The organism is Zavarzinella sp. (assembly GCA_041399155.1).
GTDB lineage: Bacteria > Planctomycetota > Planctomycetia > Gemmatales > Gemmataceae > JAWKTI01.
The window spans coordinates 575,281-600,957 of the sequence record JAWKTI010000003.1 but is presented as its reverse complement, the minus strand read 5'-3'; the positions used below and the strand labels follow the sequence as shown (position 1 = coordinate 600,957).

The 25,677-nt window shown below is 50.9% G+C and carries 28 protein-coding genes and 1 pseudogene; 10 read left to right on the top strand and 19 right to left on the bottom strand.

Features of this window, described 5'->3' with window-relative positions; genetic code table 11:
- The first annotated feature begins 87 nt into the window (after positions 1-87).
- The 3 genes from R3B84_16635 to R3B84_16625 all read left to right on the top strand — a co-directional run bounded on the left by R3B84_16635 (position 88) and on the right by R3B84_16625 (position 2,121).
- Positions 88-666, top strand: a complete 579-nt coding sequence (locus R3B84_16635) for a hypothetical protein (protein MEZ6142189.1) — start codon at positions 88-90, stop codon at positions 664-666.
- A gap of 283 nt (positions 667-949) precedes the next feature.
- Positions 950-1,441 carry a hypothetical protein gene (locus R3B84_16630; GenBank protein ID MEZ6142188.1) on the top strand — a complete coding sequence of 164 codons (492 nt, stop codon included), beginning with the start codon at positions 950-952 and terminating at the stop codon, positions 1,439-1,441.
- A 179-nt stretch (positions 1,442-1,620) separates the two neighbouring features.
- Complete coding sequence (locus R3B84_16625) at positions 1,621-2,121, top strand: DUF5063 domain-containing protein (protein ID MEZ6142187.1); 501 nt, start codon at positions 1,621-1,623, stop codon at positions 2,119-2,121.
- A gap of 402 nt (positions 2,122-2,523) precedes the next feature.
- Here the strand turns inward: R3B84_16625 and R3B84_16620 are convergent, their stop codons facing one another.
- From R3B84_16620 to R3B84_16600, 5 genes are all read right to left on the bottom strand, one after another.
- Entirely contained in the window at positions 2,524-2,979 is a 456-nt protein-coding gene (locus R3B84_16620) for a contact-dependent growth inhibition system immunity protein (protein ID MEZ6142186.1), read from the bottom strand.
- A gap of 118 nt (positions 2,980-3,097) precedes the next feature.
- Complete coding sequence (locus R3B84_16615) at positions 3,098-3,601, bottom strand: hypothetical protein (protein MEZ6142185.1); 504 nt, start codon at positions 3,599-3,601, stop codon at positions 3,098-3,100.
- Between the two features lie 23 nt (positions 3,602-3,624).
- Positions 3,625-4,509 carry a 4-hydroxy-tetrahydrodipicolinate synthase gene (gene dapA / locus R3B84_16610; protein ID MEZ6142184.1) on the bottom strand — a complete coding sequence of 295 codons (885 nt, stop codon included), beginning with the start codon at positions 4,507-4,509 and terminating at the stop codon, positions 3,625-3,627.
- Positions 4,510-4,555: 46 nt separating this feature from the next.
- Positions 4,556-5,575: a beta-ketoacyl-ACP synthase III gene (locus R3B84_16605; protein MEZ6142183.1), complete on the bottom strand. Its 1,020-nt coding sequence runs from the start codon at positions 5,573-5,575 to the stop codon at positions 4,556-4,558.
- Between the two features lie 238 nt (positions 5,576-5,813).
- Positions 5,814-6,653, bottom strand: a complete 840-nt coding sequence (locus tag R3B84_16600) for a hypothetical protein (GenBank protein ID MEZ6142182.1) — start codon at positions 6,651-6,653, stop codon at positions 5,814-5,816.
- Positions 6,654-7,114: 461 nt separating this feature from the next.
- Between R3B84_16600 and R3B84_16595 the strand changes: the two genes are divergently transcribed.
- From R3B84_16595 to R3B84_16585, 3 genes are all read left to right on the top strand, one after another.
- On the top strand, positions 7,115-7,864 hold the full coding sequence (locus tag R3B84_16595; GenBank protein MEZ6142181.1) for a hypothetical protein: 750 nt from the start codon (positions 7,115-7,117) through the stop codon (positions 7,862-7,864).
- 5 nt (positions 7,865-7,869) lie between these two features.
- The gene (locus tag R3B84_16590; protein ID MEZ6142180.1) at positions 7,870-8,496 is read left to right on the top strand and encodes a DUF1080 domain-containing protein; all 627 of its coding nucleotides are present in this window, start codon (positions 7,870-7,872) and stop codon (positions 8,494-8,496) included.
- Positions 8,497-8,587: 91 nt separating this feature from the next.
- Positions 8,588-9,625: an AI-2E family transporter gene (locus tag R3B84_16585; GenBank protein ID MEZ6142179.1), complete on the top strand. Its 1,038-nt coding sequence runs from the start codon at positions 8,588-8,590 to the stop codon at positions 9,623-9,625.
- 451 nt (positions 9,626-10,076) lie between these two features.
- Here the strand turns inward: R3B84_16585 and panB are convergent, their stop codons facing one another.
- From panB to R3B84_16565, 4 genes are all read right to left on the bottom strand, one after another.
- Positions 10,077-10,868, bottom strand: a complete 792-nt coding sequence (gene panB / locus R3B84_16580; protein MEZ6142178.1) for a 3-methyl-2-oxobutanoate hydroxymethyltransferase — start codon at positions 10,866-10,868, stop codon at positions 10,077-10,079.
- A gap of 228 nt (positions 10,869-11,096) precedes the next feature.
- Positions 11,097-12,299: a hypothetical protein gene (locus R3B84_16575; GenBank protein ID MEZ6142177.1), complete on the bottom strand. Its 1,203-nt coding sequence runs from the start codon at positions 12,297-12,299 to the stop codon at positions 11,097-11,099.
- A 75-nt stretch (positions 12,300-12,374) separates the two neighbouring features.
- Positions 12,375-13,481 carry an SPFH domain-containing protein gene (locus R3B84_16570; GenBank protein MEZ6142176.1) on the bottom strand — a complete coding sequence of 369 codons (1,107 nt, stop codon included), beginning with the start codon at positions 13,479-13,481 and terminating at the stop codon, positions 12,375-12,377.
- A 547-nt stretch (positions 13,482-14,028) separates the two neighbouring features.
- Positions 14,029-14,724: a hypothetical protein gene (locus R3B84_16565; GenBank protein ID MEZ6142175.1), complete on the bottom strand. Its 696-nt coding sequence runs from the start codon at positions 14,722-14,724 to the stop codon at positions 14,029-14,031.
- A gap of 479 nt (positions 14,725-15,203) precedes the next feature.
- Between R3B84_16565 and R3B84_16560 the strand changes: the two genes are divergently transcribed.
- Positions 15,204-15,497 carry a hypothetical protein gene (locus R3B84_16560; GenBank protein ID MEZ6142174.1) on the top strand — a complete coding sequence of 98 codons (294 nt, stop codon included), beginning with the start codon at positions 15,204-15,206 and terminating at the stop codon, positions 15,495-15,497.
- A gap of 199 nt (positions 15,498-15,696) precedes the next feature.
- Here the strand turns inward: R3B84_16560 and R3B84_16555 are convergent, their stop codons facing one another.
- From R3B84_16555 to R3B84_16510, 10 genes and pseudogenes are all read right to left on the bottom strand, one after another.
- Positions 15,697-16,503 carry an IS5 family transposase gene (locus R3B84_16555; protein MEZ6142173.1) on the bottom strand — a complete coding sequence of 269 codons (807 nt, stop codon included), beginning with the start codon at positions 16,501-16,503 and terminating at the stop codon, positions 15,697-15,699.
- 93 nt (positions 16,504-16,596) lie between these two features.
- Positions 16,597-17,322 (bottom strand): effector-associated domain EAD1-containing protein, encoded by a 726-nt coding sequence (locus tag R3B84_16550; protein ID MEZ6142172.1) that lies wholly within the window; start codon positions 17,320-17,322, stop codon positions 16,597-16,599.
- A 214-nt stretch (positions 17,323-17,536) separates the two neighbouring features.
- Positions 17,537-18,616, bottom strand: a complete 1,080-nt coding sequence (locus tag R3B84_16545) for a hypothetical protein (GenBank protein MEZ6142171.1) — start codon at positions 18,614-18,616, stop codon at positions 17,537-17,539.
- Positions 18,617-19,488: 872 nt separating this feature from the next.
- Entirely contained in the window at positions 19,489-20,364 is an 876-nt protein-coding gene (locus R3B84_16540; GenBank protein ID MEZ6142170.1) for a hypothetical protein, read from the bottom strand.
- Positions 20,365-20,693: 329 nt separating this feature from the next.
- The gene (locus R3B84_16535) at positions 20,694-20,978 is read right to left on the bottom strand and encodes a hypothetical protein (protein MEZ6142169.1); all 285 of its coding nucleotides are present in this window, start codon (positions 20,976-20,978) and stop codon (positions 20,694-20,696) included.
- A gap of 118 nt (positions 20,979-21,096) precedes the next feature.
- Positions 21,097-21,754, bottom strand: a pseudogene (locus R3B84_16530) (aminotransferase class I/II-fold pyridoxal phosphate-dependent enzyme).
- Positions 21,724-21,933: a hypothetical protein gene (locus tag R3B84_16525; protein MEZ6142168.1), complete on the bottom strand. Its 210-nt coding sequence runs from the start codon at positions 21,931-21,933 to the stop codon at positions 21,724-21,726. The pseudogene R3B84_16530 and the gene R3B84_16525 overlap by 31 nt, the downstream one beginning before the upstream one ends.
- Before the next feature lie 201 nt (positions 21,934-22,134).
- Positions 22,135-22,515 carry a hypothetical protein gene (locus R3B84_16520; GenBank protein ID MEZ6142167.1) on the bottom strand — a complete coding sequence of 127 codons (381 nt, stop codon included), beginning with the start codon at positions 22,513-22,515 and terminating at the stop codon, positions 22,135-22,137.
- Complete coding sequence (locus R3B84_16515) at positions 22,487-22,777, bottom strand: hypothetical protein (protein MEZ6142166.1); 291 nt, start codon at positions 22,775-22,777, stop codon at positions 22,487-22,489. Before R3B84_16515 ends, R3B84_16520 begins: the two co-directional genes overlap by 29 nt.
- Positions 22,778-22,830: 53 nt before the next feature.
- Complete coding sequence (locus tag R3B84_16510; protein ID MEZ6142165.1) at positions 22,831-23,064, bottom strand: hypothetical protein; 234 nt, start codon at positions 23,062-23,064, stop codon at positions 22,831-22,833.
- A 280-nt stretch (positions 23,065-23,344) separates the two neighbouring features.
- On the opposite strand from R3B84_16510, the gene R3B84_16505 reads away from it, so the two are divergent.
- The 3 genes from R3B84_16505 to R3B84_16495 all read left to right on the top strand — a co-directional run bounded on the left by R3B84_16505 (position 23,345) and on the right by R3B84_16495 (position 25,673).
- On the top strand, positions 23,345-24,166 hold the full coding sequence (locus tag R3B84_16505; protein ID MEZ6142164.1) for a hypothetical protein: 822 nt from the start codon (positions 23,345-23,347) through the stop codon (positions 24,164-24,166).
- An 8-nt stretch (positions 24,167-24,174) separates the two neighbouring features.
- Positions 24,175-24,333, top strand: coding sequence for a hypothetical protein (locus R3B84_16500; GenBank protein ID MEZ6142163.1), 159 nt, complete (start codon positions 24,175-24,177; stop codon positions 24,331-24,333).
- Positions 24,334-24,452: 119 nt separating this feature from the next.
- Positions 24,453-25,673 carry a hypothetical protein gene (locus R3B84_16495; protein ID MEZ6142162.1) on the top strand — a complete coding sequence of 407 codons (1,221 nt, stop codon included), beginning with the start codon at positions 24,453-24,455 and terminating at the stop codon, positions 25,671-25,673.
- Positions 25,674-25,677: the final 4 nt, after the last annotated feature.

Sequence of the window (25,677 nt, the reverse complement as noted above, 5' to 3'; positions counted from 1 at the left end):
GAGTGGTAGATCATCCGCCTCGCGGGCCAAGCGCCATACCGGCGTGGACAGCTCAGCTCAAACGTTATCTGGCGGAGCGAATGGCCTATGGCGGTTTACCTAATCCGACCGATCGTTTTTGATGAGGATGAGAATCCGTTAAACAACCTCGATTTGGATGGCGAGATCGACGACCTTTGGCCGCTGTCTGTGCCGCTACGACTGAAGGCGATCTGGCGTCGTCTCGAACTTAAGGGCAACTTCGACGAGAAGATCGAAGCTTACACGCTCAACCTTCGTGCGCCGGTCGTCACGAAGCGGGTCGCCGATGCGTGGGCCGGCATCGTCGGCGATGCTGCGGAATTTCTCCCGGTCGCTGTGCAAGGCGTAGAGCTCTATGTCGTTCACTGCCTTTGGCGCGTATCGCTTGGGCCCAATGCGAAGGCGAGCGTCAACAGTGTCAGCAAGAACGTTACGTGGATCAACAAATACGACTTTGACGCGAAGGAACTCGAGCGAGCATCGTTGTTCGAGATTAGTCAGCCGGCAGGGTCGGCGGCCGGGAACGTGGGAATGTCGATGGGATCTCTGCTCGCCGTGGATCCGGTAGCTTCTCAGCTCCGGCGCACGGTGCCGCGCGGGATGGACTTCACCAAAGTCTTCGACGGCAGTTCGGCCGCCAGATAACCACCGGCTGCAGTTGACCGGCGACGCCCGCGAAGTAGAATGTTGTTGTCGGCTTGTAGCTTGCTTTCCGCGTGCGGCCGGCAACTGAGCCTTTTACGTTAGTCGGATGAAGATGCCTCCCGAGAGACCACGCCTGACACGCATCTTCACGGGTAGCCACCTAACCACCGGCTGCAGTTGACCGGCGACGCCCGCGAGTAGAATGTTGTTGTCGGTTTGGAGCCTGCTCTCCGCGGGCGGCCGGCAACTGAGCCTTTTACGTTAGTCGCAGAAGTGATCGCTGATGATTACCGCCTCCAAACTCGCCGGCTTTTTCGCTGCTCATGCCATCTGGTGCGTGTCCGACGGCGAGACGCTTACGCCGATGTTGGCGTACACGACCGAGGATGACGAGCGCAAAATGGAACGCCTGGTAGTCAATGACGACTTGGAAGCATCTGTCGCATATGGGAAAAGAAAGCTCGAATCGAACGAGATGGACGCGAACGATGCGGTCTTGGTTTACGATGGGCGCATACCCATCGGCAATGAAAAGGTAGACGCCATCATCATTGAAATGCGTGCCTACTTTTCACCGGACTCCGAAGCCGTCATGGCGGTTCCGTACACACCGAAGCAATTCGGCAAGTTTCGGGTGCATAAGCCAAAGCTCCTCGATTGGACGAATTGCGAGGACTTCGACATGAATGCAGCCCTGCAATCGTTCTTCGAGGGTGTTGACGGCCATGAGAAGGGCGCGAAGATTTGGAACGATTGCCTGGATGAATCGAAGTAGGCCGGCAACTGAGCTTTTACGTTAAGTCGGCCTACGGCCGTCTTAACGGAGTCCGCGACTGAGCACATATTAAAGGTGACGGCCGCAAGCGGCATGTGAGCGATTGGAGCAGAAATCGCTTCATATGCACTTTCGCGACTCTGCTCATTCTCGGACTCCGCTAGGCCCCAGGGGAACTATTGGACGCTGTCAAGCTTTTCGCAGACGAAGCCGAACGATTTGCCCACTGGGCCGAAACCGGGACCGACACGGGCGGGGCAAGTGCACGCAATGCACTTTTGCGGCTCACTACGCTTTATTTACGGGCACTGGAGTTGCCCTTGCAATGGCACGGCGATGATCTCTGTGTCGATCCACTGCGAGTGAAAGATGAGGAATGGATGTCCGTGTTCAAGAATGCGAGTCGTTTGCCTCTCGACTTCTACGGTGTCGTGTTTGACTCGACGAAGGTTCCGCCCGAAGAGCCAGTAATTGGCAGCTTGTCAGATGACATTGCCGACATCTTTCGTGATGTTGTTCTCGGGTTGCGGTTGTACAATGTCGGTCGCGTTGATGCGGCGGTATGGGTATGGGTGTCTTCCATGACAACTCACTGGGGCCGGCATGCGACCAGTGCGGTGCGGGCCCTCCACAACTGGCTCGCAGACAACGAGCCTTGGGCATTCTCGACCCAGGCATAACAAGCCACTGCATTAAAACGACGGGGTGATCGATGTTCGAGCCTGCGAAACTGGTTGAGAGGTTCGAGTCCGGAGAGTTAACCTCGCACGAGTTACTGATACGCCTCTGTCAAGTCGCAGCAGACCGTGCACCCGCCGACCTCGCAAGCGAGTTGCCAGCTGATGTTCTCAATGACCTTCGCAAATGGGTGACGGCACAACAGGAGAGCCTCGATCGGTCTCGCGTGTTCCACGCTGGTAGCTTCATCGGCGAGGCTGGTTACTGGGAGGAGGTTTTCCGCAGGCAGTCTCAGCAGGTATCCGACGGATTATCACGATGGCACCCTTACTTTTCAGACGTCTAAGGCAATTTGGCGTCCTGAAAAGTTCGGGTGAAAGGACGCTGTGGTCAGGAAAAACGATTCATGCATCTCTGTTTGCTTCAGCGCCTGCTTCTGTATCTTGGGGGGAGGCTGGCCCGACGACCTCAAACGCCCTCGCTGCTGGGAGCAATTCCTGCTCGATGTACTCACGGAACGTGTGCAGATCTACCAGAACCACCTTCATTCGATGCCAGAGCCGAGGGTATTGCTGCCAGAACCGCTTGTCCACCGTGAGGGCGTTGAACAGCAATGTGCCGTGGTGGAAGTCGCCACCAGCGAACGCGTCCACCAGCTCCAGCACGTCAAGGGCCATCGGTATTAATACCGGCAGGCTGATCTGCTGGCCGAGCATGAACCGCAGATCCTCTACGGAGAACGCCTGGAGAGGCTTCTGGCGGGCCTCGCGTACTCGATTACGCCAAGGGTGGTCTGGCTCATCCCAGACAACCCCCTCCAGCTCGTCCAGAGTCTGTCCGTGCCAGGCTACTCCTTCCACCACAGCGTACCCCCTGCGACCTTCGTCGCCGAACCGCAAATGAAAGCTGCCGGGACCGCTGCAACGACTACGTGTCGCGAGAAGATTGAATGTGGCCCTTGTCAACTTTAACAATTGGTTAGCCACCACCGTTGAACCACGGTATATTCTCCCACGCGGCAACCTTCTGCGTCGCCTTCAGGACTTCGATGATAAAATCAGGGTTGCCATCGCCGACAGATTCTTCTTGCTGAGGATCGAACATCTGGATGATTCGACAAATATAGCCACCGTCAGGCAAGGACACCAACAAATCTTCCTGGTGCTTTTCGGGCAGAGAGACATCCTTGAACTGAGCGGCCATCGTCAGGCTCTCGAAGTTGGTCAGAAGCAATGAGCCACCGACTACTTGAAGCGGGCCACTGGCCTCCCTGAATCCCTTTACCTTGGTTTTCTTCAACCGTACGTCAACCTTCCAGAATCCCTCCAAGCCAGTACTCCAGATCAGGAGGGAATTCATGGCCATTTGGCCCTGGAAGTGCGCCCAGATTTGGTCTAACGTCCAATCGCTGTCAACGAAGGTTTCGTAAGCCGCAGGAACGACCAGTGCCAGGAAACCAGAGTCATCGGTCACTTCGAGCATGCTGTGGATTTCCCCTCAAATTTCTATGGGATCAGGCCCGCATCATCCAGAATCGATCGGAGTTGTGCCAGTGTATTCCCTGTCAGTGGGGCGATGGGTGAGCGGGAAGGGCCGACATCCCAGCCGATGATTCTCATCGCTTCTTTCACCACCCCGGGTGCGGTGCCCAGCATCAAAGCCAGCCGTACCGGGCTCAGTTTGGCCTGGACTGCTTTCGCATCCTCAAATCGCCCCGCCTGCACATGCTGGAAAATTGCCACGCACCAGTGGGGCACAATATTGGCCGATGCAGGTACGGCACCCTTCGCCCCAAACATCAGTGCGGGTGCGATCAGGGTGTCTCGGCCTTGCAGCACCGCAAAATCCGGTGGTACCAGACGAACCGTTTCGATGAGGTTTTGCAAGTCGCCGCTGGAATCCTTGATCGCCACAATGTTGGGAACTTCGGACAGTTTTGCAACCGTTTCCGGCGAGATTTTCAGCCCGCCACACGTGGCAGGATTGCTGTAAAGGATTACTGGCAAAGAAGTTGCGTCTGCAATCCTGCGGTAGTGGCCTACCAGTTCTGCCTGGGTGGGCATCACAAAATAGGGCGTGATCACCGAAATGCCTGCCACGCCCTCTGCTGCAGCCATGTGGGTGATGGTGATCGCTTCGCGTGTGGTTTCCGCACCCGTGCCGGCAAACAGTGGCACCCGACCCGCAATGTGGTCGCGTGCGGCGATAATTACCTGGCGTTTCTCTTCCAGATCGAGTGCGTAGCACTCGCCGGTGGTGCCCAATACGAAAATCGCCGATACCCCCGCTTCGATCTGGCGGTCAATCACTTGCCGTAATCGTGGGAAGTCGATCTCTTCATTCGCCAGCATTGGCGTAACAATGGGGGGAACAATACCACGAACTTGCATGGGAGGTGCTCTGGAAAAGCCAATTGATGAAAATTCTATGAGAATATTAGAGGGTAATCAGGCTGGAGCCCCACGTGAGGCCGCCTCCAAAAGCGATCAGCAGTAAAGTATCGCCAGGTTTTGCTTTGCCGGATGTTACCGCTTCGTCGAGGGCAATTGGCACGGATGCGGCTGAGGTATTGCCATAGTACTGTAAATTCACCATTACCTGGTCGGCAGGAAAGCCATTTTGTTCCAGTGCAGCGTCAATAATCCGCTTGTTCACCTGGTGAGGAACAACCAGATCAAGCTGCTTACCCATCGCGTGGCACTGCTCCATGCCTTCCTGCATCAGTTCAATCATTTTCCGTACGGCAAATTTAAACACTTCTCTGCCGTTCATTTCCAGAAAATCAGACCGCGTACCCTGAGAAATCTGCTTGGTGTGCATGCTGGGCACGGTGATTAAATGCCCCAAAGTTCCGTCTGCGTAAACATTTACGGAATGGATCCCCACGTCTTTTACGTCGGATGCCCCCAGGATTACAGCACCGGCACCGTCGCCGAAGAGGATACAACTATTGCGATCGGTAAGGTCCATCGCCCGCGAAAGTGATTCTGAGCCCACCACCAGAATATGTTGGGCGGCACCAGAACGAATAAATTGTTCGGCAATGCTCAGTGCGTAAATAAAGCCGGTGCAAGCTGCGGAAACGTCGAATGAGGGAATATTCCGACATTCGAGTTGTGCCTGCAACTGGCAGGCTACTGCAGGGCACATCATATCGGGTGTGACCGTGGCACAGATGATCATGTCCAGGTCTTTTGCATCTAAGTCCGAATTGGCTAAGGCTTTCCGTGCAGCATCCAGAGCCATGGTGGTGGTGGATTGGCCTTCGGAAACGAAGCGTCTTTCCAGAATCCCCGTCCTCGTCCGAATCCATTCATCGTTGGTTTCAACACGTCCAGCAAACCAATCATTGGGGATTATTTGTTCTGGAACTCTTGAACCAGTACCACAGACCAGCACACTGGTGGGTTTTTCTGTATTCCGAACGTGTATTTTCCTAGAAGTTAACAGTTGCATGGATCTCGCATTACGCGCCTCGGAGAGAGTTTGGCGGTTGGTATCCAGAAAGAACCAGGTACTCTCAGACTAAGCACAAACAGCCAATATACCATTTTGTTCGGCGAAAACAAAACAGAAAATTAATCTGATGTTGGTGCAATCAAAAGAATTTCAGCCCGCCAACGATACAGGATCTATCGACGCAAATTCTTATCTGGTATCAGTTTACGAGTCTGTCGGTGATACGGCACCTGTCTTACCGTTTATCCGTAATCGGAAGAATCGGTTCAGATACCGTTTGTTTCGGCAAATTGTTTAATTTCAATGAAGGAAAGAGATTCAATTGGGGATCTTTTTCATCTTTTTTTAACGGAAGTGGGTCAACCGGTGTTGTTTCGCGATAAATCCAGGTGTATTTTCCTGTCCAGCGAATACCGGAGGGATCAATTCTCTCCCCATCACCCAATCGTTCAAAATCGAGCTGCAAAGTTTTCCGTTTAATAATCGGCTTATTTGTGGTGGGGTCACGTTCCGAATCGGTATAACCGTTCGACAAGCCCGCAATAAAGATGCTGAACTTGTTCGTGCGGGGCTGTTTTGCCTTTTCACTGGGTGCCGGATCAACATCAGTCCAGATCGCCACGCCATTCACCACGCGGGGAAAAGCATCTTCTTTGGACAGTGGGATCGGTTTTTCCATCACGGTAACCGAGTTATGAATGTTCAGTCGACCTGTGGGGTCTTCACGCTTCTGGATGGCGGTCTGCAACGACGGCATAATTTCATCTGCATGACGGGTGTGGCGGTCAAGCGTTACCAGTTCGATATCGGGCACAAAAGTGTGCACATCTTTCTTGGGATCGGTATTGTAGACGCTGTACAACATGTACCAGACTATCTTGGTGCCACGACCAGGCACCCGTTCGACAATAATACGCGGATCGTAGAAGCGAAAGTTCAACGTCCACACATCTTCGCGGTCAGCGGTGCCACGTTCTGGATTCACATTGTATTCTTCTGTTGAATCCGATTGGGCACGCACGCTGCCTGCACCCGCCAGAATGGTCAGGATTGCACAGAATTGAAACAATTTCACGGAACTTACCCCCTATCGAAACGTGGGCACACGCACATCAGCAAATTTGACCATAGCCGTGTTTTGCATTTTGATCAAGTGGTGCTGGACAAGAATCTGGACAGAAAGCGCTTTTCCTGCCTTTCCCAAAGCACATAAACCCACCAAGTGGTGAAAAAATCTGCCGGAAAGTGCCCGAACCCACAAAAATGATAGCATTCTCATTTTTTGTGGCAACACCTTAGAGTCGACACCTTCAGAGTCGAAGAGAATTCAAAAAGTGCGATAGTTGCACAACAATAAATTTTCAGAACACCCAAAAATCCGACTTTTTTCGACTTTTTTCCGCCATATTGCAATTTTCAGCAAAATAGTGAATCAATTTACATGCCATTTGGCAATATTATATATGTTGGTAAAACGGTGCTGGCCATTTGGTGGGTCGGGACTGTTCATTTGGTACTGCTTGAGCGAGGTTTCTAATGAAAAGTATTGTCTTCTCTGTTTGCACCACGCTGGTGCTGGCAGCGTGCGGTAATGCCGATGATGCGAAAGATCTGCTTGATCGCGCCATCAAAGCCCAGGGTGGGCTGGAAAACGTCAAAAAAATGAAGTCGATCTCGTGGAAAGTGGATGGCCTTTTTTCCATGGGGGAAATGCAATTTCCTTACAAAGCAAAATACTATTTTCAGTCACCCCTGAAGATTCGCTTCGATATGGAAATGAATTTTGGTGGCATGAAAGTCGAAATCACCGCTATGACCGATGGCAAAAATGCCTGGGAAAGCTCCGGCGATATGAAACGCGAAATGGAAGAGAAAAAGAAAGCAGGCTTCCTGACCACCGCCTACACCATGGAACTGGGAATGCTCTACCCGTTGCTGGAAGAAAAATATCAGTTGAAAATGTTGCCCAGTATCAAAGAAGGCGACAAAGAACTGTTAGGTATCAATGTTGCCTGTAAAGGTCAGAAAGATGTGCAGCTCTATTTCGACAGCAAAACCTATCTGCTGTACAAAAACGTCTCGATGGCATTTGATGATGCCACCGAAGACTTTGTAAAACAGGAAGCCAAATTCCTGAAATATACCAAAGCAAAAGACGGAACGTGGCAGTTCGAAAAGATCGAAATTGTCCGCAGTGGGAAACCCTTTGTTGTTGAAACGATCTCCGATATGAAAATAGAAAAGAAACTGGATGACAGTTTGTTTGAAATGAAAATCCCCAAGTGAACATCATGAAACCTCTCCTGTTCTGTTGCTTGACTGTGGCCTGTTTCCCGCTGTGTGGGGCAAGTGCCGAACCCACCATCCTGTTCGATGGCAAATCGTTTGCTGGCTGGGAAGGTGATACCAAAACCATCTGGCGAATCGAAGACGGCATGATTACCGCTGGTTCGCTGGATAAAGTGGTAGCCCGAAACGAGTTTCTGAGCACCACGAAAACGTACAAAGATTTTGAACTGAAAGTGGATTTCAAAATTGCTGGCGACAAAGACAAAATGAATGCGGGAATTCAGTTTCGCACGAAACGGATTCCGAACCACCATGAAGTGATTGGCTATCAGGCAGATATTGGCCAGCACTACTGGGGTGCCTTGTACGATGAATCGCGTCGCCGGAAAATTCTGGCCCAGCCCACCAAAGAGGTGCTGGAAAAAGCGGTGAAACATGGTGAATGGAACGAATACACCATTCGCTGCGAAGGGAAGCGGGTTCAATTATTCCTGAATGGCATCCCCACAGTGGACTATACCGAAAAGGAACCTGATATTGATGATTCAGGCGTGATTGCCCTGCAGGTCCACGGTGGGGCAAAAGTGCAGGTTTGGTATAAAAATATCCGCCTGAGCGAACTGAAATAACTGTACATTGCCTGCAGATTCCCCACGCACAAATATCACTTCATAAAGTAAGAATTACTTTCTTGTTACTGAACCAGACGGATTGAAATTGATGACAACCACGAATTCCAATTTAGCTTCGGTTGCGCGCTGGATTGTGATCCTCGCAGGTGCCTGGTATCTGTTGCAGGAACTGGCGGTGGTGCTGAAGCCGCTGTTTCTGGCAGTACTCTGTGCATATGTGATCCTGCCTGCGTATTTTCATATCCGCACCCGCCTGCCGAAAAACTTTTCTCTGGTGTTCGTGGTGACAATCACAGTGCTCACGGTGTATCTGTTTGCTGCACTGATCCAGTCGATTATTTCCACCCTGCGTGAAGAACTGCCCACGATGATCATGCAGTTACGACAGATTACCGAACAGTTCGCCACGTTTGTCGAATCGAAGTCGCCCAAGATGGGACGGAATATCCGAGATCTGATTCATCTGGAACAGAAAGGCGGCGAAAGTGCCAATGTTCGATTGAAAGAACTGGCCACACTGGTCGCGGATATTATTCTGAACGCCTTGATTGTGGGCCTGTATCTGGTGTTTATTCTGATTGAAGCAGGAAAGTTCCCCACTCGCGTAGCTGGGGCATTTTCCATCGATTATTCAGACAAAATCATGGATACACTTCGTGGCATCAATCAGGGAATTGCCAATTTTCTGACGGCCAAAGTAAAATCCAGTTTTCTGCTGGCATTACCAGTCGCCATCCTGTTTTCAGCAGTGGGAGTGCGATCTGCACTGGTCTGGGCCGCACTGACCTTTTTCTGCAATTTTGTGCCCTATGTTGGTTCGCTGGTCGGATTTGGAATCCCAGGCCTGTTTGCATTTTTGCAACTGGGTGCCACCTGGGAAGCGTTCGGAGTGGTGATCATCCTGCTTGCAGTACATATTGCCTCGGCCTCATTCCTGGAGCCACGCATCATTGGTAAGGCAGTGGGGGTCAGCCCACTGGTGATTCTGTTGGCCCTGTCTTTCTGGGGCACCTGCTGGGGTCTGGCGGGAATGCTGCTGGCAGTGCCGTTTACAGTCATTCTGAAAATCATCTTTCAGCATGTCGAAGGCACCCAGCCAATTGCAAAGATCATGTCCGATCAATAGTGATCGTGATGTGGCGGATAAAGTCAGAAACCATCTTTACTCGTAACATGGGCGTCTCGCCCACGTCGATTATCCACGGGCGGGACGCCCGTGCTACGATCACGTTGAAGCCTGGATATCTTCCGATCCCGGTCCTCACGTGGATCCTAACCGTGAAGGCATGGATTCCCACCTGCGCGGGAATGACGATCTTACAAACAATCGTCTCACAAGAAATCACAACCAGCCTGTCCCCAGGATAATCGAATTACTCAATTGAGTGACCGTGAGCTGGCGGATAAAGTCAGAAGTCATCTTTGCACGTAGCATGGGCGTCCCGCCCATGTCGATTATCCACGGGCGGGACGCCCGTGCTACGATCCTGGATATCTTCCGATCCTGGTCCTCACGTGAGTCCTAACCGTGAAGGCATGGATTCCCGCCTGCGCGGGAATTGACGGTTGTTGAGAACTCAATGAAATGAATGCTGCTCGCCTGGGAAGTCGCCTGTTTTCACTTCGTTCACATACGTTTCCACGGCTTGTTTAATCAGTGTGCCTGCGTTGATGTATTCTTTCACAAACTTGGGGCGGATGTCGGAATATAAGCCCAGCAAATCCTGCCCCACCAACACCTGGCCGGTACAGTATTTGCCTGCACCAATGCCGATGGTGGGGATTTTTAATTGATCGGTGATTGTTTTTGCCACTTCTGCGGGAATACATTCCAGCACCACGGCGAAAGCGCCTGCCTGTTCGACCGCTAGTGCGTCCTCGATAATTCGCTCTGCGTCCCGTTGCACCTTGAAGCCACCAAAACGATGCACCGATTGTGGGGTCATGCCAATATGGGCCATCACCGGAATATCGGCCATTACACAGGCTTCAATGGCGGGAGCGCTGCGGACACCACCTTCCAACTTAACGGCGGTAGCACCACTTTCTTTGATCAATCTACCTGCATTCTCTAGTGCCTGCATGGGCGATAACTGGTAGGTCATGAATGGCAGGTCGCTGATAACCAGTGCCCGATAGCTCCCTTTCACAACGCACCGCGTGTGGTAGATCATCTCTTCCAATGTTACCGACAACGCATTGGAATTTCCCTGGATAACCATACCCAGCGAATCACCCACTAGCAGTGCATCGACTCCAGCACCGTCAAACAGGCGTGCGATTGTGTAGTCGTAGGCGGTTAGGACCGTTAATTTATTCCCCAGCATGCGAGCATTTCGAAAATCAGGTACCGTGATCACTTTTGCCACGTGGCCAAATCCTTTGTGTACCGGCGGGACACGAAAACGGAGAGATAGATAAAGTTCCCAGTATCTTTGACGCACCGACAACGGTTTTGTTACACAAAAGTTACATAAATTGACGATTTATTTTGTTCGATCGCCATGAAATTGTTCCAGTACCAAATGCCGTGCGTTGTTGCAGATTTAGCAGAACTTAATGAATATTTGGTGAGATCAGTTGGTATTTCTCTCATCTTATTTCATTTTGCTGTAGGCGTATGCCAATCCAGCAAGCACGATCAGAATCAACAGCACCAACCTCAGGATTTTCAGCCAGCTCCATGGGCGATCACCTGCCACCTTGCCCGTGCTGCCATTGACCAAAAGATGATAAGTTTTCTCATGAAATTTGTAGTTGGCCACCCACACGGGCAGCAGGGTGTGCTTAAACGTCACCCCGATGTGGTCCGTATGGCGGGAATGAATCCGTTGGTGGTCCCCACCAATATCGGAATTGATCATCCCAGTAATTGCATCATGCATCACCTTTTTGGCACGATCCAGCCCTTCAGTCAGGTTTACCGAGTAACGCTCTGCCAGGTGGCCGCTGAGAAAATCGTCTTTGTAGGGCTGCAGATCAGGCAGCGGCCAGGGAGATAATTTCGCCACCAGATGTTTCGGAAGCGTTTCGGCGGCAGGAATCAACACATCATCAAAAAAGTGCTCGATATTACCTGATGCAAAGCTCCAGCGTGTGTGTGTTACTGTGCGGGTTTGCGACTTTCCTGAAGAATCGGTGTAGTGTTCTGTGGTAGTATAATCATCCCCCCGTTCACCCGTGTAGCGGGTGTACGTCATCGAATCGTATGTCCAGTAGGGGGTGTATATACTGGCAAAGCGATCCAGAATGGCCATTTTTTTCAGTGCAGACGGTGCAAACCAAAGGCTTTCCAGCCAGCGGTTGAATTTTTCCACTGCCTCCCGGCGGGCGATTTGAAAAGGCAGCACCGATTCCGGATCGATCAGGTGCTCTACTTTTTCCGGTCGATTCTCCAGGTGGGTAGAACAGTACGGGCAATGATCGGTCGCCACGCGGTCTTCCAGAATCACCACGGCACCGCAGCCGGTACATTTGACCTGCGAACTGTGCCCACCAATCAGTGCGTGGGCTTTCAACTCGTTGTTTTGCAGGAATGTTTCGAGATCATGTTCCAGAATTTTGGCTTTTTCTTCGTCCGTGGCATCGGGAATGACTTCGGTGAAGCCGCAATAAGGGCATTTCAAGCCACGTGCAGCGGGATCGAAGTCCACTTTTGCCCCACATTGCCTGCAAGGGAACTTCCGGCCCTTCGGTGGGGTGCGTTTCGACGGGGCTTTTTCACGCGAATCTGCAGGATGAGTCCCAGGCAACTGTGGGGGAACGGGCGAATCTTCAGGCAACGGTGGCGGCAGAGACATCGCAGATAAATCCTTTCAGATCAAGCGTTTACAGTGACGATATCAATTTAACCAATCAGCTATATAGCCAAATGACTATCCAGGTGGCAGTGGTGGGGGACTACTACCAAATAACTGTTGCAGTTCTGGCACATTTTCTGCTGGCAACCAGTTCGGCATTCCAGCACGCCAGACCAGCGTTGCACGTGTAATTTCGCCTGCACGGATCTTGCCGGAGAGCGTTGCCAGATCAAACGGGCCCTGCTGCATCCCATTCAGTCCCACAAAGAACTGAACTGTTGCCGGCAGCGGAGGTGGACCTGCAGGTGCACCACCCTGGGCCGCAGGAGCCATGGAATGCATCATCGCACCAGCCATGCCCATCCCTGCCCCCATTCCCGCACCTAAACCTGCCATCCCACCGGGGTTGTTGGCGGCATCGCCAATGGCATTTGCGGTCTGGAAGCGGGTGTACTGGTTCATATCGCCCAGCACCGCCATGCTGGAACGTTTATCGAGCATTTCTTCCACATCAGGCGGGAGAGAAATATTTTCCACATAGAATTGGGTAACGGTCAGGCCCATTCCCTGCATTGCGGGTGCAATTTTTTCATTAGCAATGGTGCTGATTTTCTCGTAATTGCCCGCCAGATCCAGAATGGGCATCTTTGCCTGACCAATGACATCCACAAATCGCGAAACAATCGCGTTACGGAGCTGGTTGGTGATTTCGTAGGCCTCAAATGAAGGATCAGTGGCCACGAGTTGCTTCAGGAACAACCCGGGGTCCGCCACACGGAAGGCATACGAGCCAAACGCACGCACACGGATAGGGCCGAATTCGGGGTCCCGCAGCATAATCGGGTTTTGCGTGCCCCACTTCTGGTCGGTCCACTGTTTGGTGGAAACGAAGTACACTTCGCACTTAAATGGTGATTCAAATCCGTACTTCCAGCCCAGAATGGTGGACAGGATGGGCATGTTGCGGGTATCCAGCGTATACATGCCAGGCATCATGACATCGGCAAGCTGGCCTTCTTTGATGAAAACGGCCGCCTGACCTTCCCGCACAATCAGTTTGGCACCATTTTTAATTTCGTTGTTGTACCGTGGGAAGCGGTAACACAGAATCTGGCTGTCATTCGGCTCTGTCCATTCGATAATATCGATGAATTCGCCACGAAGTTTGTCGAGAAGACCCATATGGTACGCTCCCAGAAAAAAGTAAGAACTGAAAAGTTATTCTGGCAAAGTGACCCACCATTTGCAAGAATTTGCCCGAAGTAGCAATTTTTTGAGCCGACGCGTTCGCTTGGTTCGCTTTTTGCCTTCATCGCCCGTTTCGCAAACATGGGAATTTATTAAATTCATTAAACATTCACACACGAAGCCACGAAGATTCAAAGAGAAACAGCAACGACACGAGCCGGAAGTGTGAGCGACGGAATTTGCTTCTGAGCCGACTGCGGTTTGCTTATTGTGTACATAGCCTGCAGCGCTAGCTTGGTTTGCTTTTTTGTCTTCATAGCCCGCAGCGCCAGCAAGGGAATTTCTTGAAAAGTCCGCTAACAGGTGCGACAATGTTGGATTCCTAGCCCGCAACAATTCGGCCGCTTGCGGCCTTCACTTTTACTTTCTGCTCAATCGCGGACCAGTTAAGCCAGCCGCAAGGAACGTGATGTCTCGAAAATCCGTCATGACGATCCGGTCAAGTGCAACGCATTGTTAGCTGCTTCGTACACACAGCGGCCTACCACCAGAGGATAAATGCGTCTTGCCCGGCTTGCTGGATTTGGCCGAACCACTTGATCAAGTCCAATACAAGCTCTCTGCCAGCGTCTGACAGGCCCACTGCCATGATCTTGGTGAATTCTTCGGGATACCCTTCTGGCAAAGACCTCTGGAAATCTGCTGCTGCTTTAAAAACCGGGATCATGGCGGCAAGGTCACGATTGCTGAACAGTGTGTAGAAAGACCATTCCGTGCGAAAGTCGTCGCCGAAAATCGGCGAACCGTTGCTGAGTTTCCACATCCACGTGTGGTACTCCACGGGACATTTCCCGGAAAGATGAAACTTACACGCCGACAGTTCGTTGTAGAGCGAAACAACTGCGGAATGATGCCAGTTCGAAGATTCGGACGCAAGATCCAGGTAGTCCTCACTGGCGATGGCACGAGCAAGGCAATACACAGTGAAAGCGTGAGCCTCCGTTTCCATTTGCACTGTCAAGAGCCCACCATCGGCAGGTTCCGATGACTGCCCACGATCCTCTCGAAAAGGAAATCCGTGTACGACGAGAGTATGAAGCCACGCCATTGCCTTGGACTGGGCCGGTTCCTTCGGCAGCGTCTCGAAGATCAGCGCCGTCGCTTTCTCGAGGACTGCAGAGTCCTTGCTGCCGAGAACCTGTTTGAAGGCGGGCAGACTCCAACCGTAGAGGTTCAAGCGGAGTGACAAAGCGACGACCCTCAACAGCTAACGGGGTCCGCGATTGAGCAGATTCGCGGAGTAGTTATGAAGCGATTCCTGCTCCAATCGCACACTTAGGCCGCTTGCGACCGTCACATTTACTATATGCTCAATCGCGGACCCCGTTTAGCCGGTGGTTAGCTGCTACCTGACCAATGAAAAGTGCCACTGAAATCGTGCGGGTGAACGACCCGGACATTCCCGTTGATTTCTAAAGCCACTGCAACTCGGGAGAGGTCGTTTCCTAACACGGGAACTACCTTCAAGAAGTCTATGACCTCCGAGACGCTGTCAGCATTGTCGGCACTTAGTAACAGCAAGAGGCAGGGGGAGGCTTCAGCGCCGGCGTAGTCGTAACCAGAATCCACGACTCGTCCTGACGTCCACTTTGACAGCAAGTCGGGCAATTCATACCGAATATCGAGATCCGGATTTCTGAGTTTTGCGGGATCAAGTTGAATCGCGATTGTGGCCAAAGTTATCTCGAAAGCTTACGTCAAAGGCTCAGTTGCCGGCCGCCACCTTTACTATATGCTCAATCGCGGATGGGAGCACCGAAAGCGATCACGGCAACCGCCCACAAGCTGGCCAGGATTATCTACCATTTGATGCGGTATGGCGGGGATTACACGAAGCAGCAGGAAGAAGCTTATGCGGCAGAAGTAAAAGCCCGGCAGGAGAGACAGTTGCATCGCAGGGCCAAAGAGCTGGGGTATGAATTGAAGAAGGTGAAACCAAAAGTCGCTTGATAGTAGTAAGTAGGTCTTTGACAATTTGAAGAACGGGTATGGAGAAATTTATGAAAAAGATACCCAAGGCAGACGCAATCGTTACGCGCTGAATAAGCAATTTTATCTTTCAGTGATGGGATAATTCAACTGACATTTGTTGAAATGTTAGTCTTCAGTAGGGGAAGTTCCTGGGGAGGTGTCAGCGAGCCGCGGTTTGCTAGGTTCTGTTGACGAATGAACGGCATTTGATGAACGTAGCAGCCAGATGAATGAAGCTCAGAAAGCAGTCTGACAATTTGTCGTATCGAGTTGCAATTCTTCGAAATTGCTTCAATTTATTAAAGAATCTTTCTATTTTGTTCCGGCTTTTGTAAGCTTCTTTGTCGATTGGCCATTCTTCCTTCGCATTTGATTTGTTTGGGATATGTACTGGAATATCCCCTTCTTCGATCACTTTTGATCGGATTCTATCGCTATCATAAGCTTTATCTGCAACAACTTCCTCGATATCAGGAACTTGTGTGATGCTTTCATCAAACAGATTGTCGAATTCAGGTGCATCTCCAGCTTGTCCAGGAGTTACTTCCACTGCGATTAACGTGTTTTCGTCAAGACATGCAACGTGAATCTTCGTACTCAATCCCCCTCTACTTCTCCCAAGATCCTGATCATCGTCGTCACCAGTTTTTGCCGCGCCAGCAGCATGTTGATGTGCTCGAACTACTGAGCTATCGATGAATATTCGTTTGATGTTTTCCAGTGGTGTATCTTTCGGCATGTCCTCAAAAAGTCGCTGAAAAACATTGTTTTCACGCCAACGTTTGAACCGCTGATAAACTGCATTCCAGTCGCCAAATCTTGAAGGTAAATCTCTCCAAGGAAGCCCAGTTCTGATAAGAAATAACAGTGCCTCAAGGAACATAAGATCAGTAAGTTTTGGCTTTGCCCCAGCAGCGGATCTCTTGGCTCGTTCGACCAATGGCCTAAAAATTGCCCAAATTTTGGGTGTAAGCATTGCTCTCATGATGCGCCTGCCTTGACGTTAAGTGCCTGTAATGAAAGGGTTTAGAGAGAAATTCCGATTCGTCAACACGCCCTAGACGGCCCGGTGCGTGCCCTACAGCGCCGCGCGGTGTTGCGCAGCCCGTCCGTCGAGGAGATAGTCCAGAAGCAGTTCGCCGCGCCGTCCATGTGGCAATTCGACGGCCGTCGCCTTAGCTCTAAGCGGTACGTACGTAATTGTCTCAGCCCCCGGTTTCAAGGAACACTCGAACAGTTTCCACTGTTCACCAAACTTGACCTCGAATCCCGTACTGTGAACCTGGGAGCGCTTTGCATCAGGAATGATCGGGACAAGATCTTGAGGATCCAAGAAGTAGACCGCCCTGCAGACTGTGACATCACGCTGACCCGAGTTCAGTATTCGGATCACAAGCGCCCAGTCAGCGTTGTCGCCGGGGCCACGTGAGAAGAACGGTTCAAAGGAGCTTCCGATGCTTAGGGGTACGAAGTTGTCGACTGATCCGTCTTGGGTTGCGGGTGCTCGCCCGGAGGAACAGTACGCCGCCCCACCCTCGCCGATTAACTCTGGGTGTTCCTCGCAAAACTTACGCAAGTCAAAGTTGCCTGGGTTGCAGGACTTGGCGGCGTGAAGGAGTTGCGCCAGCCAACCCTCACGAACTGCGACATTGATCACCTTGAACACGACCGCCTGTCGGGGTCCCGAGCCTACCAGCCGTTCGCGGTCCTTGTCCAAGCGGAAGCAAAGCATCTGGTCCAGGGAGTCCTGGTCAAATGCAGAACAGAGCGCATCGCGAAGTGCCTCAATCTGTCTGCCAGTCACGCACAACCTCATTCGCCGAACGGGGTCCGCGATTGAGCAGAGTCGCGGAGAGGATACGAAGCGATTCCTGCTCCAATCGCTTACTTACGTTTACAGCTCAACAACCGGGCCGGCTTAATTACTGTGAAGTCTCGAAAATCCAGAACACTGGCCCGTTCTGCTGAAGCCACTTGTTCGGCTTGAACTATTCACGGTTTTTGTTTACCAATTATTATCACTCATCGTAACCGACGAGGCGAAACTGCACATTGGTTAAGGAGTTTTGTGATTGAAAAAAGAATTTTCCGCCAGCGAACTCCACTGGCACTTCGACCGTCACTCCATAGGCATGCTGACCGGTTGGACTGGGAGGGCAAAACCACCATGACAATCGGTGTTTCCCTGCGTCGGCTGCGAAAAAGAACTGGAAAGCTGTTGGGCTGTTGTAAGAAATTGAGTTCCACACACGGACGACTCGGGCTGTCGGGGGAGCAACCCCTTGGCCCCAAATATCGACCTCTATCCATCCAGGTTCATTGGGGCTCTCCCATCCGATGTTTGCTTGGTTGAGTATGTTAAAAGGCTTGTCATAGAGATTGTCGTTGTTGTTGTCGATGAAATAGCGATTTCGATACTTGTAGAAATTCTTCGGCTCATACTGCCCTTCCCGCAGATTGTCGGACAAGACTGAGCCGAGATAGCAGTATTCCCGATAGCATTCGATCACGTCCGAGTCGGAGCGAAGACCTTTTGCCGGAGATACCATCAGCCAGTCTCCTTTGGCGAGACGGTGAGGAGTGGGGTCAGCCAAATCGAACGAATTCGCCAGACTTTTCGTAATTGTTCCTGTCTTCCCTGCATCGAGACCCGTCAGAACGACGTAACGTGAGCCTAGATAGGCACCAGGGCAGAAACCGTAATTGATTGAAACGTCCTTATCCCTATGACTACTGAACGTGAGACTCCTCCCATCGAGACAAAACACGCGGATAAACGAGACAAACTTCCCGCGGAGGACACCGTTTTCGTTGACGGCGAACACACCGTACCAGTTACGGTCTTGCATCTCCCCTGTATCCAAGGCAGGATACTCAACGCCTGTTCCCCAAAGAATCTCCATGCGCTCATTGTTGTTGTTCAGGACCGGTAGGACCGTTTCACTGTTGCAGTCGTGAAGATAGTTGCCTTGAAAATACAGGCCAGCCATCGGGACCATTATAGGGAAGCCATCAGGCGAGTTGATAGTAACTCCTCCACCCTCCCATCGAAAATCGACATGCCCGTTCCACAGTACTGGCCTCGTGTGCTTTGCCATCGTTCCTGCTCCAATCGCTGGTTAGGCCGCTTGCGGCCGTCACATTTAATATATGCTCAATCGCTGACCACGTTAAGCCGGCCGCCGGCCGGCTTAACTATAATTAGAAAGAATTGATTTCCGTCTATTCTTTCGGCGATTCTGGCTATCACTTTCTGTGTGCAATGTACCACTGCGCATGAAAAGGTACATCATGAGGAGCCGCCCTCATTGGGCTGTAATATACTCAGTAGATCCAAGGGGTGCAATGAAAAAACAGATTGCAATACGGAAACATAAAGGACACGGCAAAACTGGATTCCCGCCTTCGCGGGAATGACGTTGTGGTAGGTCAGTTTATTGGTTGCACTTTGAGTTTCTGCAATGGAGTCTCGCCTGCGTGGGAATGACGGTTGGTGGTGGGCATCGGATTGCGGGTGCTAATTCAAGGCATCGCCCTGGATTCCCGCCTACGCGGGAATGACGGTTGTTTCAAGAATCTCTTTGCGTCTGTGCATGAAGACACTGTAGAATCTTAAGAAATTCCCTTGCTGGCGCAGCGGGCTATGACGGTACGTAACAGTTTATTGGTTGCACTTCGAGTTTCTGCAATGGAGTCTCGCCTGCGTGGGAATGACGGTTGGTAGTGGGCATCGGATTGCGGGTGGTAATTCAAGGCATCGCCCTGGATTCCCGCCTGCGCGGGAATGACGGTTGTTTCAAGTATCAATGCCAGCTACACTGCAGAGGGGCTAGCATTAAAACCAGCCTGTACAAGTTGTCAGAGTGAACGAAAATGGAATACCGTCCAGAAATAGTTCGTAATGCGTCGATAATAATGCGAACAGCGTGAAGAAATTCTCTTTGCAGTTCAGAATCAGCACCACCAGATTTTAGCGCACGGAATACAGAATGGTCTCTGCGGCTGTTTTCATTGCCTGGCGTTCGGTTTCTTTGCCCGCCTGGGATTTCATTTGGAAAACGCCTTCAAACAGTATCACAACGACCACTTTTCGTTCTGCACACCAGGTAATTGAATAGCCAATGAAAAGCTCTTTACCTTCCGACTGCTCTATACCAATGAAAGACGAGCATCGTTGATCCGCGGCATTCAAACCATCCTTTGCATCAATGATTGTATTCTCGTTGCCAGAATCATGAAATGAGTTCGCAATTCGATCAAAATCCTGTTCCGTCTGGTTTTCGATAACCGATTGCACGACGGCTTTCATGTTTGGAAATCCTCGGTGCAAAAATCCTGCTTTATTGTTCAAGTTTGCAAAATTGACTACTTCCCATTTTCTGGAAGGTAATGTCACTTCAAACTTTCCATCGGGCGATGAATAATCCCACGATGCAGAATTGTTTTCTGGTTGCAGATTTTTTCCAATGAAGCCCATGATGGTCATGCCTGCACCAGCAAACAAATGAAGGACACAGAATATCAGTCCTGCAATGGGTGGTAAGGCTCTCATGTCTGACGAGCGACGGGTGGCAAGTGCAATACCCGCGAGCACGATACCCGTGAGGCTCATGATTACTCTGGCAATTCCAGAGCTGATCAAGACGGTGGAATGATGTTCTGGGAATGGTTTCAAGACGATTTCAGGAACCACAAAAACCATCAAGCCACAGAACAAAGATAAATATGCCAGTCGTCGAGGTGTGGGAGTGCGGCCACGTAAGCCCAACACCAGAAAAATCAGTGGGATGCACCCGAACATCACCACAGAGCACAAACGACCAATCATGTTTGGCGTGAGTTCCATCTGAATAAGACCCCTATCGAGTGATCGTGCTGTCATTCCTGCGGTTGGATGCAGCAGCAAAAAACCGCCCAGAATAGGTTTGGGCGTTACGCGTACATGATATTGCAAATGCGATGATTTGTACAATTAAAGCAATATAGTGTTGTACGATTATTTGAGCATTGATGTGTACATAAAAAAAGACCCAGGGTTGCCCCAGGCCTAGCTCATCACGTCGCCCACTCGCGATGAACTAATATTAATTTAAGCCGAAAATTGCTGGATGTCAACAAAAAAAAAATTCTGCTCAAAGTGTGAAAAATTTCGTGATTATTTTTTAGGGAAATGTGTTACGAAAAACGTAAGTTCAGATTGTGTAGTCGTTTACGTGTTTCAGACATCAAATCATCCTCATCCGCTTCGGTGGGGGCAATATATGTGGCAGAGAAGCGTAAATAGGAACCTGCATCGTCCCAGGGCACAGTGCAGACCGATTGTTCATGGATCAAAAACTGGGATGCTTCTTCCGCATTGGCAAAATTTCGCTCCCCTGCACCAGTTGGGGCCTTTGTGTACAGAAAGTAGGTGCCACCGGGCATCTGGGCTGCAAAACCCACATCTTTCAGGACTGCCACCAGCTTTTCCAGCCGACGGCGGTATTTTTTCGCACACGGCCCGTGGGATCTCTGGATTTGCCAGTGCCTGTGCTGCGGCCATCTGAATGGCCATAAACTGGCCGCTATCGCTGTTATCCTTCACATCAGCATAAGCCTGCACGATTTTGGGGTGACCACAGACCCAGCCCAGTCGCCAGCCGATCATGTTATAGCCTTTGGACATGGAATGAACTTCCACACCCACTTCTTTGGCACCATCCACCTGCAGAAAACTGGTGGGTGGACCCTGATAGTTCAACATGCAGTGGGCGGCGTCCTGCACCACAATAATCTGGTTAGTGTGGGCAAATTGATCACTTTCTTGTAAAAATCGGTGGTGGCCACCGCACCGGTGGGGCTGTTGGGATAGTTGATCACCAGTAATTTCGCCCGCTTGCGGATATCTGATGGAATACCATCCAGATCGGGAAAGAAGCCATTTTTTCCAGTAACGGCAAACGATGCACTTCCCCACCGTAATATCGGGTGTGGGTGCCAGCAACCGGATACCCTGGCACCGTCATCAGTGTGACATCACCCGGATTGATGAAGCAGGCAGGCAGCATTGCATACGCTGGCTTGGAGCCAATACAGTGGCAGATTTCGGTATCGGGATTCAGAGTCACACCGAATTGGCGTGCCATCAGATCAGCGGCAGCCTGTTTGTAGGCTGCAATGCCATTATCAGCGTAACCCCGGTTTTCCGCACGATCGACCTGTACTTTCAGTGCTTCCCGCACGCTGGTATCGGCCATATCGTCGTTTTCGCCGATTCAAAGTCCAGCAATCGCAATTCCGGGTGGTCTGCCAGGGCTTTTCGCTTCGCACGTTTGATTTTTTCAAATTTGTATATTTCGGTGCCTTTCCCGTAGTTGGCACCACCAATACGGTCGGCAAAAAGCGATTGAAACCAGGGATCAGCCGTCGCAGACATAAACATTCCTTTTGTGGTAACAGCGAAAAAGGTAGTTATAGCACTCCCACGCACGTTGTTGTGGGGGGATCATCGGAAAAGGGCAGGAAAGTTCACCACAAAACGTGCAGCCATTTACCTTGCATGTGATTATTTGATTAAGTGAAATATTTATACGTCAACAATTCGCCATTTTTGCGAAATCCCAACCGAATACAGCAATTACTGTGCGGCAGCAGCGATTTGTGGCATGTTTTCCAGCACTTTTCTGCGAAGTTGTCCGCAGGCAGCATCGATATCCGCACCTTTGCGTTTCCGCACCTTCACGCTGATTCCCGCGTGACGCAGGGTGGTAACGAAGGCGTTCTGTGCCTCGGGTGCGGGGCGACGATAGGGCAGATCCACAACATTGTTCCACGGAATCAGATTCACGTGGGCCTTGCGATCCCGCAGCAGGCGGGCTAATTCGCGGGCATCAGCAGGCTGATCGTTCAATTCGCCCAACAGAACATATTCGTAAGTTACTTGCCGGGAAGTAGTTGCGTAAAAATAGTCTGCCGCGTCCAGAATTGCTTCAATCCCAATATTGGCATTGGTGGGCACAATCTGATTCCCGCAATGCATCGTTGGGTGCGTGCAGAGAAACAGCCAGGTGGTACTGTTTGCCCGCATCAGCCAGGGCACGTATTTTTGCGGGCAGTCCCACGGTCGAAATGGTGATATGGCGGGCACCGATGCCCAGTCCTTTCTGCGAAACAGCGATTTCAAGTGCCGCCAGCAGGTTATCCAGATTGGCCAATGGTTCACCCATCCCCATCACCACAATGTGGGACAGGCGTTCCCCAGGTGCGGTCAGGTTTCGCAACAGGACTAATTGCTCTAAGATCTCACCAACAGAGAGGTTACGTTCAACGCCCTTCAGGCCACTGGCGCAAAGACACAGCCCATGCCACACCCCACCTGGGTGCTGATACAGGCGGTGCGGCGGGTTTCTTCCTGCAATAATACGCACTCAATCGATTTGCCGTCCTGCCACTCCAGTACTAACTTGTGGGTTTCGTCTGTCGCAATCCGGTGGGCCACCACATTGGCCTGAAACAGGTGAAATTGATCTTGCAGGGCAGTGCGGAATGCTGCGGGCAGGTCGGTCATGCTGTCGAAATTGGCGGCACGTGCCTGATAAAGCCAGCCGCAGCACCTGGGCAGTGCGGAATGCAGGTTGTTGCTGTGCAGCCACCCATTGCTGGATATCGCCCACTGGGGTATCCAAAAACGCCTTTTTGGCAGTCGAAAGTAACGGTAACTCGAGATTCATTCGGTTATTCTACAACATGGCAAGCCTGCCCACCTAGAGTTTGGCAGACTTCTGAAATCGATTTAGAATGAAATCTACCACCAGATCTCGAAATTCGAACCCACTTCGGAAATCATCATGGCGAAAACGAAGCCAAAACGACGGGATAACGATTCTCCCTGGAAGGAGTTGCTGGATCACTACCTGGAACCGGTATGCGAATTACTGTTCCCCACGTTACATCAAGCGATACGGTGGGACAAAAAATACAAACCACTGAATACCCAGCTCCGAAAGCGCGACCAGGACGCACTGACAAACAACCAGCATGTGGATTGTCTTTACGAGGTTTATCTGAAATCGAACACTACACCCATCACCCTGTACCTGCATATCGAGGTTCAGTCGCAACAGGACACCGCTTTTGAAGAGCGTATGCTTCGTTACTTTATCCGATTGATTGATAAATACGGACCGAACATTCGCAGCGTGGCAATTCTGGCCGATCCGCACCCCACGTGGCGACCGACAGAGTTTCTGGAAAGCAATGATGAAAATGAACTCATTTTTCGATTTAAGTATTTTAAGATTCTTGACTTAGGCGACAAATTATCGAAACTGGAAGCCCACCACAGTCCGGTGGGGTTGGTGCTGGCCGCTTGCGTTCAGAATCTGATCCACAGTGGCAACGCCAGATTGCAGCGGGAGGCGAAAATCCGCCTGACACGCCAACTGCTTCTCCGTGGCATCACTCCCGATGAGATTGTCAACATCTTCCGCTTGCTGGAATGGATGATACAATTACCCAGAGAAGAAGATGAGAGATTCCAGGCAGAGCTATTGTTGCTGGAAGAGGAAATGAAGATGCCATTCTTATCCCCCAGAGAACTCCGTGCAATCGAACGTGGCCGTCAGGAAGGCCTTGAGCAAGGGCTGGAACAGGGTCTTGAAAAGGCCTAGAACAGGGAATGAAAACAGGGACTGCGGTGGGTGAGAGAATTGGTAAAATCCATGCTTTTCAGGAATTGCTGAATCTCAAATTAACGCCAGCATCCCGTTTACAGAAAAAATCACTGGAAGAACTGGATGCCATCATTGCCGATCTGCGGGCAAAATTAGCGGAATAATCACCAATTTATTAATGAGTTCTCATATATTTTTGGAAGAAGAACTCAATTGGCATTCTTATCCCACCAAAAACCTCCGTGCAATCAAATGCGGCCGAAAGATACAAGGAGAATCGCGAATGTCTGAACTAGAAGGCAATCACCAGAACCCACAATTTGTTGCGTCGATCCTGCAGGTGATTACCGAAAGCCCCGAACCGCTGCCATTCAAAAAAATTAAAGCCTCGCTAAGCAAAGCTGTCCCCAAAGTCGATTTTGGTACTGCCAAAAAACAAGGTGATTACACTGAGGAAGATTTACGACGTGCGTTGCAGGAAGCGGTCGATGGGGGCAGGCTGTTTATTCACTCCGACAAAGAACCGCTATACAGCACCACCCGTCCGAAAACAGCCAGAGAAAAACTGGAGTCCGATCTGAAAAAGAAATACGCTGAGTTGCCAGATGAAGGCACCTTCTCCGAAAAGGACCTGGGGAAACCTTCTGGAAAGAAAGCCACGCCGGAGGTGGTTGAAGCCTTTCAGCAGATTATTGTAGAAATGAAACAGGCAGAGCAGCTCTTTGAAGTAGGCAAAGGTAAGTACAGCAAAAAGGCCCCACCTGATCCGGTGGAATTGTTGCAAAACAAGGTAAAAGACCTTATCGCAGCGTTGGCAGACGATGCTGTGGTGGGTGAAGCAAAACTTGGAAAACCTGGTGCGAAAGCCACCGAAGCGGAAGAAGCTGCTTTCCCAGATATTTTGCAGAAGTATTTGGATGAAAAAGTGCTCTTCGCTGTGGGCAAAGGTAAGTACAGCAAAACCGCACCGAAAGTGCCAGAGTGGTATGAAGAGAAGAAAGTTGCTGGTGCACTGAAGAAAATCGAAGAATCGATTAAAAAACTCTCATCGGATTGTGGTGTCAATCTGGAATCGGTGCTGGCAAAATTAGCGGAAAGCCTGGGTGGTTCCCCACCTGCGGTGAAGGCGCCGCAGGAAAAGCCCAAAGCAACTGAACCGGAACTGTCCAAAGCGACGCAGCCATTGCCGCTAGAAGTTCCTGCTTCTCCAGCGGAACCTGCCGTACCGCTACGCGACCTAAGTACTGTCCTGAAAGAAGCTTACGAAGAATTGTGTCGTTTCTGGCAGTTTCAATCACGAAGGGTGGAACTGCGCCGTTTATACTTCCAGGCCCAGAAAGAAGTGCCAAACCTGACTGTGGCAGAATTTCACAACGAACTTGATAAACTGGATAAGGCGTGGAAGATTGAACTCCACGTTTTGAATGAAGTGCATGAAGCCAAAGACAAAGAACTGGCAATCGAAAAAGATGGCTATCTCTTTTACTACATCATTTGGAAGTAAGCAC